Annotated in this window: 8 protein-coding genes; all 8 read right to left on the bottom strand. The window is 52.4% G+C overall.

The annotated features are described in order from the left end of the window. Nucleotides 1–45: 45 nt before the first annotated feature. The 8 genes from ACH6EH_RS11655 to purM all read right to left on the bottom strand — a co-directional run bounded on the left by ACH6EH_RS11655 (nucleotide 46) and on the right by purM (nucleotide 11,115). A complete protein-coding gene (locus ACH6EH_RS11655) occupies nucleotides 46–2,082 on the bottom strand; it encodes a methyl-accepting chemotaxis protein (RefSeq protein ID WP_397332436.1) in 2,037 nt (678 codons plus the stop codon). Between the two features lie 146 nt (nucleotides 2,083–2,228). Then, the gene (locus ACH6EH_RS11660) at nucleotides 2,229–3,071 is read right to left on the bottom strand and encodes a sugar ABC transporter permease (RefSeq protein WP_138224574.1); all 843 of its coding nucleotides are present in this window, start codon (nucleotides 3,069–3,071) and stop codon (nucleotides 2,229–2,231) included. Beyond that, the gene (locus ACH6EH_RS11665) at nucleotides 3,071–4,384 is read right to left on the bottom strand and encodes a sugar ABC transporter permease (RefSeq protein WP_138224573.1); all 1,314 of its coding nucleotides are present in this window, start codon (nucleotides 4,382–4,384) and stop codon (nucleotides 3,071–3,073) included. The genes ACH6EH_RS11660 and ACH6EH_RS11665 overlap by 1 nt, the downstream gene beginning before the upstream one ends. 92 nt (nucleotides 4,385–4,476) lie before the next feature. Continuing rightward, nucleotides 4,477–5,784 (bottom strand): sugar ABC transporter substrate-binding protein, encoded by a 1,308-nt coding sequence (locus tag ACH6EH_RS11670; protein ID WP_397332437.1) that lies wholly within the window; start codon nucleotides 5,782–5,784, stop codon nucleotides 4,477–4,479. Between the two features lie 500 nt (nucleotides 5,785–6,284). Continuing rightward, the gene (purD, locus tag ACH6EH_RS11675; RefSeq protein WP_138224571.1) at nucleotides 6,285–7,553 is read right to left on the bottom strand and encodes a phosphoribosylamine--glycine ligase; all 1,269 of its coding nucleotides are present in this window, start codon (nucleotides 7,551–7,553) and stop codon (nucleotides 6,285–6,287) included. Nucleotides 7,554–7,669: 116 nt separating this feature from the next. Next, nucleotides 7,670–9,217, bottom strand: a complete 1,548-nt coding sequence (gene purH / locus ACH6EH_RS11680) for a bifunctional phosphoribosylaminoimidazolecarboxamide formyltransferase/IMP cyclohydrolase (RefSeq protein WP_397332438.1) — start codon at nucleotides 9,215–9,217, stop codon at nucleotides 7,670–7,672. A 240-nt stretch (nucleotides 9,218–9,457) separates the two neighbouring features. After that, the gene (gene purN, locus ACH6EH_RS11685; RefSeq protein WP_138224569.1) at nucleotides 9,458–10,075 is read right to left on the bottom strand and encodes a phosphoribosylglycinamide formyltransferase; all 618 of its coding nucleotides are present in this window, start codon (nucleotides 10,073–10,075) and stop codon (nucleotides 9,458–9,460) included. Then, complete coding sequence (purM, locus tag ACH6EH_RS11690; protein WP_397332439.1) at nucleotides 10,075–11,115, bottom strand: phosphoribosylformylglycinamidine cyclo-ligase; 1,041 nt, start codon at nucleotides 11,113–11,115, stop codon at nucleotides 10,075–10,077. The genes purN and purM overlap by 1 nt, the downstream gene beginning before the upstream one ends. Between the last annotated feature and the right edge of the window lie 111 nt (nucleotides 11,116–11,226).

The following is an 11,226-nucleotide window of genomic DNA, read 5'->3' on the forward strand; positions in this document are numbered from 1 at the left end:
AAATAAATTAAAATAAGAGGTATATTAATACTTTTACTTATGCGCTTATGTTCTAAACTTCACCAGCGATTCCTTCAGCTGCTCCGACAGCTGCTCCAGCTGACCAGACAGGCCCACGAGCCGTTCGCTTACTTTATACTGCTGGGACGCCATGGAAGCCACCTCCTCGGTCGCCGCACTGCTCTCTTGAACGATGGAGGCCGCCGAAGCGATCGAGCCGGTCAGCTCCTGCTGAGCATCTAGCAGCTCCTGAATGGAATGCGTTGAGCCCTGAATTTCAACCAGGAAGTGATCCATCTGCTTCTGCACATTATGAAATCTCTCCTGTGCTTCACCTACCGACTGCAGCTGCTCATCAAACAGCGGAGCGGAGCGATTCAGTGTTTCCACGGTATGCTGGACCCCCTCTTGAATTTCCCGGGTCATGCCGGCAACGGTATGGATCGAGCGCTTGGAGGAATCCGCCAGCTCCCGAATTTCATCCGCCACGACCATAAAGCCCTTGCCCGCTGCTCCTGCCCGGGCAGCTTCAATCGTCGCATTCATGGACAAAATATTCGTCTGCTTCGCAATCTCATTCATCAGCTCCAGGATTTTGTGGATCGAGGAGGCTTTGTCCTTCAGCTGCTCCGCACGCTGAACCATCTGCTGATTCACCTGATGAATCTCCTCCGTTTTTTCTACCAGATGATGCATATGACGGCTTCCTTGGCCCGCAACCTGCAGCACCCGGTCTGCCGCTTCCTGCATCACCTCATGAGACTGCGTAACCCGACCCATCTGAACCCCGATATGCTCGGCCAGAGCATTTTCATTCTCCGCCTGCTGGCTGAGGCTGCCGGCACCCTGAGCGACCTGCTCCATCGCCGCCGCAATTTCACCAGCCGTCTGGGAGGTCGAGCGGGATACATCGGCCAGCTCCTCCGCAGTAGCCAGCACCTGTACGGCTGAAGCCCGGGTCTGATCAGCCAGGCCCGAAATCTGCTCCATCATCCGGTTAAAGCTCAACCCCAGCCTTCCAATCTCATCCTGCCGTTGTGGAAACGAGGTCCGTACCTGTAAGTTCCCCTGTTCTCCCTGCTCCATCAATAAGCACATATCATTCAGCGGCTTGCCAACATGCCGCATCATAAACCACCCGAGGAGCAGGGCAATCCCGATGGCTGCCGCAATGACTGCTAATGTCACCCATAACAGCTTGTCCGCCGCCTGCAAAAAATCATCCGTCGGTGCATATCCCGCCAGCACCCATGGCGCTGTGCTCATGGCTTCTACCACGACCATTTCATCCTGGTCCGTATAAAAAGCTCCCTGCTCCGCTTCATCCTGCTGCGGGAGCTCAAGATCAGATTGGCTCATCAGCAGCTGGGCATCCGGATCATGGACGATCCGTCCTTCCGCTGTCACCATACGGATGCTGCCGCTCTCGCCGATCTGAATATTGGACAGCATGTCTCCGATCGCCCGTTCCTTGACGTCAATCACGAGCACATAGGTGGCCCGTGGGAAGTTGAGGTTCTTCAGCAGCCTTCCCATACTTATCGATGCTTTCGTTTCATTGCCCATAAAGCCTTTGATTTCTGTCGGGAACCATACTACCTGCCCGTTTGCCTTCACAATGTGCTCCATCTTGGCCTGTATCGCTTCAGAGGAGGTCGTCCCGGAGGAGCCTACCGAGCTGTAGGAGGTCGAGGTGCCCAGATCCAGTGACACCAGGCGCACCCCCTGCAGCTTGCTGTCCATCTGCACAGCGCCGTTCAAGCGCTCCCGGATCCGAGCCTCGGCGGCTGTCTTGTTCACAATGCTCACTGCAGGATCGCTGACAATAACCAGATCCTCCCTCAGCAGAGTATCCACAGCCAGCTGCTTGGAGATTCCTTCATATTGTGAGAACAGAAAATCCACCTTGTCCGCTGCCTGAGCCAGCTGTCCGGCGGTCGCCTCTGACACCTGCTCCAGCACAATGCTGCGGGAGACAGAGAGCGCGACCCAGCCCAGCACCGAAGTGAGCAGCAGCACTGCTGTAAAAAAGATCATAAACAGCTTCATCCCGACCGACTTGAATTGTAAGCGCTTTAACATACTCGTATGTACCCCCGATTATTTAGAATTATGCATAAAGAGACACAGCATCTTGTACGCTGTGTCTCTCCATGATGTCGCTTATGCCATTATAGTAAGCTCTATTCAACGTTATAGGCGTTGTCGTAAGTTCACGATGTCTTTCCTTATCCCTTGCTCGCGCCGGCAGTCATACCATCCACCAGCAAGCGCTGCAGGAAGACGAACAGTATCGTAATCGGCAGGGCAATCAATACAGATGCAGCCGCAAACAGCGTAAAGTTACTGTTCTGCTGAGAGTTTACGAGATCCCACAGTCCGACGGCCAGGGTCCAGTTTTCTTTCGTCCGCAGCACCAGGCGGGCAAAGATGAAGTCCACCCATGGACCAACGAACAAGGTCAGACCCATGTACGTAATCATCGGCTTGGAAAGCGGCAGAATGATTTTTCGGAAAATCTGGAAGTTGGTAGCTCCGTCAATCTTGGCGGCTTCATCCAGGCTCCGCGGAATGGTATCCAGGAAGCCCTTCATAATTAACGTTCCGCCTAGCGGCGCACCCGCCGCATACACGATGATCAGCGCCATATGCGTGTTCAGGAGATTCAGAGAATTCAGCAAAATGTAAATCGCAATCATACTCATGAAGCCCGGGAACATACCCAGTACGAGAATCGTAGACAGTGCGTTCTTCCGTCCCTTAAAGCGGAAGCGGGAAACCGAGTAGCTGGTCAGAAGCACGAGCAGCGTACCGATGACCATGGATAGCACGGCAATTTTTAACGTATTGGCATACCAGGTCGTAAACATAAAGGTGTTTGAGGTGAACAGCTCCTGGTAATGGCTCAGGGTAAAGGCTTCCGGAATAAATGTCTTGCTATACAGCGACTTTCCGGGACGGAAGGAAGACAACACGACCCAGGCAGCCGGATAAATACAACCGATGGCGATAATCACGAGCAGCAGGTAGCTGAACGTCAGGCGAATGGTGTTTTTCAGCTTGATTCCCATTATTGGATCATATCCTCCTCTCGGAACGATCTGGAACGACGGTAGTTGTAAATCGAGAAGCTGGCGATAATCAGGAAGATAATGATGCCGACCGCAGACGCCATATTATAGCGCTGCTGATCCAGTGTCAGCTTGTAGAGCCAGGTGACAAGCAAATCGGTAGCTCCGGCATACTGATAGTCGCCGACGACCGGGTTACCGTTGGTCAGCAGGAAAATCGCATTAAAGTTATTGATGTTACCGGCGAACTGTGTGATCAGCACGGGTGCTGTCGAGAACAGGATCATCGGCAGAGTAATAATTCTGAATTTCTGGTATCCGCTTGCCCCATCGACTTCGGCAGCTTCATACAAATCCTTCGGAATTGTGGTCAATACACTCATGATCAGCAGCATGGATACAGGGATGCCGACCCACATATTAACGACGATAACCGTAACCTTTGCCCAGAAGGGATCTGTCAGCCATGGCAGGCCATTTAAACCGAAGTATTTAAAATACTGATTAATCGGGCCGAATTGACCGTTGAACAGATTCCGCATCACGAGCAGGGAAATCAGCTGTGGAATTGCGTAAGGAATAATCAGGATGACACGCCACATGCCTTTGAAGCGAATGCCTTTTTGCTGAATGAGCAGGGCAACGAGCATGCCTCCGAAATAGGTCGTAACTGTGGCCAGCACCGCCCAGATCAGCGTCCAGGTTAATACGCCATAGAAGGTATGGCTCCATGATTTAAGCGCTACCAGGCTGGTAAAGGTTTCAAAGCCGACCCAGTCCACCAGCTTCGCCGGAGGCAGGTTATTCGGCGCTGAATAGTTGGTAAATGCCAGCATGACCATGAATATAATCGGCATCACCGTAAAGAACAAAATACCGAATGCAGGCAGCGTCAGAAAGGATTGTGCAAATTTAACTTCAAAAATATAGTTAAGGGTGTCTTTCATCGTGTTGGGCTTCTCGCCCAGATCCCTTTGTTTTCCTGCGTTATAAGCGTTCTTGATGTTTGCGTAATAAGCGATAAGATACAGAGCAAGCAGAATCAGAACAATCAGCCCTTCAATCAGGAGGTTGATGGAATGATCTCCCGGCACCAGCTTGGTCAGGCCATCCACCTTCTCAAAGCGGTTGCCTTGCTCTCCCAGGGTTGTAATTCCCCACAGGGCATCCCCCAGATTGTTAAAGAAAAAATAAAGGCTTCCCGCCCCGATCACAGTTAAAATAATGCCTTTCATCCATTGACGATTATACAGTTGGCCCAAGCCCATACAAACTGCTGATAATATGGCTGCGATCATTCGATGTTGACGCATTCTCCATCCATTCTCCTCTCCGTATAATCGAGGAATCACCCGCCGGCCCGCGGCGGGTGAACATCTTTGTACGTTATTCTATAGGGTGCTGCTTACTTCGCTGCGCCGCTGTTCAGCTCTTTCAGCTGATTGACTGCGTTGTCCAGGGAAGCTTTAATGTCTTTGTTGTTATCCCAGATTTCTGTCAGTGCCGCTCCCACCGGAGACCATACATTGTTCATCTCAGGTACGGAAGGCATTGGTACAGAGCTGTTGAACTGCTCTGTGAACGCGGACAGGTACGGGTCGTTTTTAATTTGATCGGATTCCTGAGCTGCTTTGTTGGTTGGTACGGAGCCTACGAGCTCGCTCAGCTTCAGCTGGTTCTCTTCATTCGTTGCGAAGTTTGCGAAGAGACGGGCAGCATTCGGATATTGGGAGTTTGCATTGACGTACCAAGCTTTAATACCGGACAGGGATACAGCCGGCTGACCTGCGATCGTTGGAATCGGTGCTACGCCCAGCTTGTCGCCCAGTGCTGCTTTGTAGCCTGCCAATTCCCAAGGACCGTTAATGTCGATGGCCAGGTCGCCTTCATTAAAGAGTGCACGCTTGATGTCCGGAGTGATGTCACCAGCTTTGACGGGCAGAATTTCATTCAGGCTTTGGTAAACCTCCATGCTCTTTACAGCGCCTTCATTGTTGATCCCGATATCATTCACATCTGTACCGTTGCTTCCGAAGATGTAGCCGCCGTTGGAAGCCAGGAACGGATATGTGAAGTACAGGTTACCCGTTTCCCACATGATCGCATACTTGTTTTTCGTGTTGTCAGTGAAGCTTTTGCCAAATTCAATAACATCTTCGAAGCTTGCAGGCGCTTCTTGAACCAAATCCTTGTTGTAGTACATCAGGTAGGTTTCAGCTGCACGAGGGTAGCCATACAGTACGCCATCGAAGGATGCGCCCTGAATTGCTGCTTCAGAGTTTGCTTCTCTCGTCTCTACATCGAAGTGGTCATTTGGCAGTACCAGATTGGAGGATACCGCTCTACCCAGCTGGTCATGCGGGAAGATCACAACGTCAGCGGCGAGGCCGGATGGTCCATCCTGTGCCAGCTTAGTCAGCTGATCCGTTGGAGCCAGCTCTTCCAGGGTAACTTCTACACCATATTTTTCGGTAAATGCTTTTATAACTTCATCCGTGTAAGCTCTTTCGTCTTTACTTTCCCAAACGACCAGCTTAGCGCCTTCTTCAGGTGCCAGCTCTGGGGAATTGGCTGGTGGAGCTTCCGTCTTTGGTGTATTTTCAGCAGGTGTTGGAGTTTCTGGAGCTGGAGCTGCTGTGTTGCCTCCGCATGCTGTGATCGAGAATGCCATAGTGAACGCAGCGGCGAGTGTCATAACCTTTTTCATCTTCATTCTAAAATAACCCCTCTCAATAATGTTCTTGAATCACCTTGGAACTCTGCGCAAACGATTTCAGAAAACTTTCAAGCCCATTGTAGTTTATGTAGGGCGAAACCGTTTCCCAAGACTTTTTTAATGAGAAAGCGCTTCATTCACTAGAAACATCATACACCATGCGCAAGTCTTTGTAAAAACGTTTGCACAGACTGAAAATCCAGAGTAATTGTTCATTATCTCCGTTTTTCTCCCTATATCGCTTTCTTATGCAGTATATCTAATTTTTCGCGAAATTATACTGAGAATTGGACAAGATCTGCTCCTGTAACGGATTGATACGCCTCTCCATTTGAGCAATCGTTTGCATTAGCGAAAATTTCATGCGCTACGACTTATAGTAGCCTATAATCAACGTGCTGGAGCTCCAAATTAAAAAGGCTGTTCTCCTGTGTAGCACTTGGAGAACAGCCTTTTGTAGACGCAATGCCCATATTTCAGCCTTCAGGACCGGGAAGCTATTTCAACGCCTTGGCAGCAATATCGGTACGGAAATGCTTACCTTCAAATGTAATGCCTTCGGCACGCTGATAAGCATTGTCACGGGCTGAAGCAATATCCTCACCCAGACCCACAACGCCCAGCACCCGGCCTCCGCTTGTGACCACCTGACCTTCAGCATTTAAGGCCGTCCCTGCATGAAAGACCATGGACGTATCATCCGTCGATTCCAGGCCGGTAATCGGCAGTCCCTTCGGATACGAGGCCGGATAACCGCCGGACGCCAGAATAACGCAGACTGCTGCTTCTTCACGCCATTCCAGCTCCAGCTCTGCAAGTGTGCCATTGACCGCTGCAAGGAACACTTCAAGCAGATCCGTCTTCAGTCTCGGCAGGACGACCTGCGTCTCCGGATCGCCAAACCGGGCGTTGAATTCGATCGTCTTCACGCGCCCTTCCGGCGTAATCATCAGGCCTGCGAACAGCACGCCGCGGAACGGCCGGCCTTCAGCGACCATCGCTTTGGCTGTCGGCTTAATGATCTGCTCGACCGCTTCTTCAATGACAGAAGACGGAATATGAGGCAGCGGGGAATAGGTTCCCATACCGCCCGTGTTCGGTCCCTTGTCTCCGTCATATGCCGGCTTATGGTCCTGGGCTGCCGACATGGGCTTGACCGTCTCTCCGTCGACAAACGCCAGGATCGACATCTCCTGTCCCTCTAGAAACTCCTCAATGACGACACGGCTGCCAGCCTCACCAAACACTTTGGACTGCATAATATCCTGCAGCGCCTGCTCCGCCTCTTCCATCGTATGAGCGACGGTTACCCCTTTACCGGCGGCCAGCCCGTCAGCCTTAATGACGATCGGCGCCTTCTGGCTGCGCAGGTAGGTCAGTGCTTGCTCGTAGCTGTCGAATTTCTCATATGCGGCGGTCGGAATGCTGTACTTGTGGAGCAGATCCTTCATGAAGGTTTTACTGCCTTCAATTTCGGCTGCATTTTTACGGGGTCCAAATACGGCCAGGCCCGCGTCCTCCAGCACGTCAACGATGCCATCCGCGAGCGGGTCGTCCGGTCCGACGACAACCAGCCCGACCTCTTTCTCCAGTGCGAATGCCTTCAGCTTTTCAAACTCACCGACTGCGATGGGCACACACTCCGCCAGCTGCGCGATGCCGGCATTGCCCGGCGCACAATAAATACTCCCCGCCTTCGGGCTTTGGGCCAAAGCCCAGACGATTGCATGCTCGCGGCCGCCGCCGCCGATTACCAGAATATCCATGGGTTCCCTCCATATGCGGAAATGCCGTTTCCTGAGGGATAAACGGCATCTCCGTGTGAATTTGGTCATACCTAGCCTGCTAGCTGCCAAAGTGAATCGTTATAGCGCGGCAGGGCTTAGTGCTTGAAGTGCCTTACGCCGGTAAACACCATGGCGATGCCGTTCTCGTTAGCAACCTTGATCGACTCTTCGTCCTTGATCGAGCCGCCGGGCTGAATAACAGCAGTAATGCCTGCTTTCGCCGCCAGCTCCAGAGTATCTCCCATCGGGAAGAACGCATCGGAAGCCATTACAGCTCCCTGAGCCTTCTCCCCTGCCTGCTCAATCGCAATCCGCGCTGAACCGACACGGTTCATCTGACCGGCGCCGACACCGACGGTCATATCATCTGCTGCCAGAACGATGGCATTGGATTTCACGTGCTTAACAACCTTCCACCCGAACAGCAGCTGCTTCAGCTCTTCCTCTGTCGGTTGACGCTCTGTGACCACCTGCAGCTCCGCAGCATCCAGAGAATGCACGTCACTTTCCTGCACAATCATCCCGCCCTCAATGGACGTTACGTTCAGGGATGATGTGCGCTCCTTCGCCGAACCGAACTCACCCATTTTGAGCAGGCGCACATTCTTCTTGCGGGTTAACAGCTCCAGCGCTTCCGGCGTGAAATCCGGAGCGAGGATAATTTCGAGGAAAATATCCTTCAGCAGCTCGGCAGTCTCTGCATCCACGGTCCGGTTCGCGGCCACAATACCGCCAAAAATCGAAGTTGGATCGGCATGATACGCCTTCTGGTAAGCCTCCAGCACCGTTGCACCAACGCCAACACCGCATGGATTCATATGCTTGACGGCTACCACAGCCGGCTCGTCAAATTCCTTAACGATCTGCAGTGCTGCGTTCGCGTCATTAATATTGTTGTAGGACAGCTCTTTCCCGTGAAGCTGCTCTGCCGTTGTAAGCGTACCGGCTGGAGCAAGCGGCTTGCGATAGAAGGCAGCCTTCTGATGCGGATTCTCGCCATAGCGCAAATCCTGGATTTTCTCAAAAGTAACACTGAGACGCTCCGGCAGCGGATCGCCGGTTACATTCGACAAATATTCGGAGATTAAGGTGTCGTATGCGCCGGTGTGGCGGAACACCTTGGCTGCAAGGCGTTTGCGCGTTTCCAGCGTCGTATCGCCGCTTGCTGAAACCTCTTCCAATACGGAAGCATAGTCCGCTGCATCGACAACAACACTGACAAACGCGTGATTTTTTGCTGCAGAGCGCAGCATGGTTGGACCGCCGATGTCGATATTTTCAATTGCGTCCTCATACTCAACATCCGGCTTCGCAATTGTTTCCTGGAACGGATACAAATTGACGACCACCAGATCGATATAGTCCAGTCCAAGCTCCTGCATCTGACGCTGATGCTCACTGCTGTCACGAATGGCAAGTAGGCCGCTGTGCACCGCAGGATGCAGTGTTTTGACACGTCCGTCCAAAATTTCCGGAAAGCCGGTTACGTCCGAAATGCCGATGACCGGCACGCCTTCCTTCGCCAGCAAGGATTTTGTTCCGCCTGTAGAAATAATTTCGACGCCTAATGCAGACAATTCGCGGCAAAACTCCACGATACCTGTTTTGTCAGAGACGCTGACCAGCGCTCGTTTGATACTCACTATGGATTCCTCCTAATTTATGCAAAGTTCCCTAAACACTGCCTTACCAGCGATAAATGCTGTCGAGAAGGAAGATATGGGGCAGTATTTCCCGAGAAATATGTAACCTGCCCGGCAGTATTCGGGGCTTTATTCAGAATGCCTGAAGCTCAATCGGACTTTATATAGTTGCAGCCCAGATTGAGCTAAAGGGCTATTGCATGGACTGCTGCAGAAGGTTGGGCTGAGCGCTTAATCTCCTTAACGCAGCGGCAGCACCGTCACCTGACGTCCCTCCAAGATAATCCGCCCCTGAGCAAACCAGGAAACGACCGCTGGATAAAGCTGCTGTTCCGCAGCATGAATACGCTCTGTCAGGGCGGCTTCTTCTTCTCCGGGCTGGATGTCCAGCGCCGTCTGGGCAATGACCGGTCCGGTATCCATGCCCCCATCGACAAAATGAACGGTCACTCCCGTCACCTTTACACCGTATTCCAGTGCTTGTCCGATTGCGTTCTTGCCTGCAAAAGCCGGCAGCAGTGACGGATGAATGTTGATCATCCGTCCGCTGTACGGCGCTACCAGTACGGAGGTCAGCAGTCTCATATAGCCTGCCAATACAATGAGATCTACGCCCCGTGCTTCCAGCTGACTCAGAATTTCGCGTTCATAATCCTCCCGCTGGTTATAGTCCTTGGGCTGAAACAGAAACACCTCGATTCCGGCATTTCGGGCACGCTCCACAACCGGGGCGTTCGGCTTGTCCGACACAAGCAGGACGATTTCCGCCTGCAAGCTCCCCTTACGCTGCGCATCCAGCAGCGCCTGAAAATTGCTCCCGGTGCCGGAAGCAAACACGGCGATCCGGTAAGAGCCCATTAAACGTCCGCCCCTGTAAAGGTCACAAGCCGCTCGCCTGCTGTGACCTGTCCCAGCACGTACGGTTCTTCTCCTGCAGCCTTCAGCAGCTCAACAGCTTGTTCTGCCTGGGCGCTGGAGACAACGATCACCATGCCAATGCCCATATTAAAGGTTGTGAACATATCTTTATTCGAGATTCCGCCTTGCTCCTGCATCAGCTGGAAGATCGGTAGAATCGGCCAGGAGCCGTATTCGATATTGACATTGACGTCTTCTGGCAGCATCCGCGGAATGTTCTCGATAAAGCCTCCGCCTGTAATATGCGCCATGCCCTTAACCTCTACCTCTTTCATCAAGGCCAGCAGCGGCTTCACATAAATCTTGGTCGGTGTGAGCAGCACGTCCCCGAGACGGCCTCCCAATGCTTCAATGTCCTGATCCAGCTTGTAGCCAGACTGCTCCAGGAGCAGCTTGCGTACGAGCGAGAAGCCGTTGCTGTGCACGCCGCTGGACGCCAGTCCAATGACCGTGTCGCCGGCAGCGATACTTTGGCCAGTGATCATTTTGCGCTTGTCCACGATGCCTACCGTAAAGCCGGCGATATCATATTCGCCTTCGCTGTACATTCCTGGCATTTCCGCGGTCTCGCCGCCGATCAAGGAGCAGCCCGCCTGGTTACAGCCGTCTGCGATGCCTTTCACGATGGATTCAATTTTTGCAGGAATGACCTTGTCACAGGCCAGATAGTCCAGAAAAAAGAGCGGCTCTGCACCCTGCACCACGACATCATTGACACACATCGCTACAGCATCGATCCCGATCGTATCATGGCGGTCCATCGAGAATGCGAGCTTCAGCTTGGTGCCTACGCCGTCGGTACCGGAGACGAGAACCGGCTCTTCATATTGATCCTTATTCAGCTGAAACAAAGCGCCAAATCCGCCCAGATCCGTCATAACCTCCGGCCTGAACGTTGTTTTGACGTGTTTTTTCATCCGTTCTACCGCTTCATTGCCTGCCGCAATATCGACTCCGGCGTTTTTATAAGTATCAGACACGCGCGAAACACTCCTTTAAAGAAATTAATGGATACGTATTTGATGACACAGACAGAACCATCCGGCCAGTCCAGCAGGAATCCACAGGACTTCCTTTTCAACTGCCGGATG

Source organism: Paenibacillus sp. JSM ZJ436, assembly GCF_044383795.1.
GTDB lineage: Bacteria > Bacillota > Bacilli > Paenibacillales > Paenibacillaceae > Paenibacillus_AQ > Paenibacillus_AQ algicola.

Excerpts from the sequence above, each read along its gene's own strand:
- ACH6EH_RS11670 (WP_397332437.1), bottom strand. The coding sequence starts at position 5,784 with ATGAAGATGAAAAAGGTTATGACACTCGCCGCTGCGTTCACTATGGCA.
- ACH6EH_RS11665 (WP_138224573.1), bottom strand. The coding sequence starts at position 4,384 with ATGCGTCAACATCGAATGATCGCAGCCATATTATCAGCAGTTTGTATG.
- ACH6EH_RS11655 (WP_397332436.1), bottom strand. The coding sequence starts at position 2,082 with ATGTTAAAGCGCTTACAATTCAAGTCGGTCGGGATGAAGCTGTTTATG.
- purN (WP_138224569.1), bottom strand. The coding sequence starts at position 10,075 with ATGGGCTCTTACCGGATCGCCGTGTTTGCTTCCGGCACCGGGAGCAAT.
- purD (WP_138224571.1), bottom strand. The coding sequence starts at position 7,553 with ATGGATATTCTGGTAATCGGCGGCGGCGGCCGCGAGCATGCAATCGTC.
- ACH6EH_RS11660 (WP_138224574.1), bottom strand. The coding sequence starts at position 3,071 with ATGGGAATCAAGCTGAAAAACACCATTCGCCTGACGTTCAGCTACCTG.